General features: G+C 73.6%; 1 protein-coding gene. It reads right to left on the minus strand.

The window, feature by feature from the left end; all coding sequences use genetic code 11:
- Positions 1 to 406 (minus strand): beta-ketoacyl synthase N-terminal-like domain-containing protein (locus tag ACLQ2N_RS35980; RefSeq protein WP_425820003.1); only part of this gene is annotated, 406 nt, incomplete at both ends.

Genomic DNA, 406 nt, shown 5'->3' on the forward strand with positions numbered 1-406 from the left:
TGCCGCCGACACCGGCCGCCGCCTGCGCGTGACCGATGTTGGACTTGAGCGATCCCAGCCAGAGCGGCTGCTCCTCGGGGCGGCCCTGGCCGTAGGTGGCGAGGATGGCCTGGGCCTCGATCGGGTCACCGAGCGCCGTTCCGGTGCCGTGTGCCTCCACCGCGTCCACGTCCGCGGCCGCAAGGCCTGAGTTGGCCAGCGCCTGCTGGATGACGCGCTGCTGCGAGGGGCCGTTGGGCGCGGTCAGACCGTTGGACGCACCGTCCTGGTTGACGGCCGAGCCCTTGACGATCGCGAGCACCTGGTGGCCGTTGCGGCGGGCGTCGGAGAGCCGCTCGACCAGCAGGACGCCGACACCCTCGGCCCAGCCGGTGCCGTCCGCGTCCGCCGAGAAGGCACGGCAGCG

The organism is Streptomyces sp. DT224, from assembly GCF_049844595.1.
In the GTDB taxonomy this organism is placed as follows: domain Bacteria; phylum Actinomycetota; class Actinomycetes; order Streptomycetales; family Streptomycetaceae; genus Streptomyces.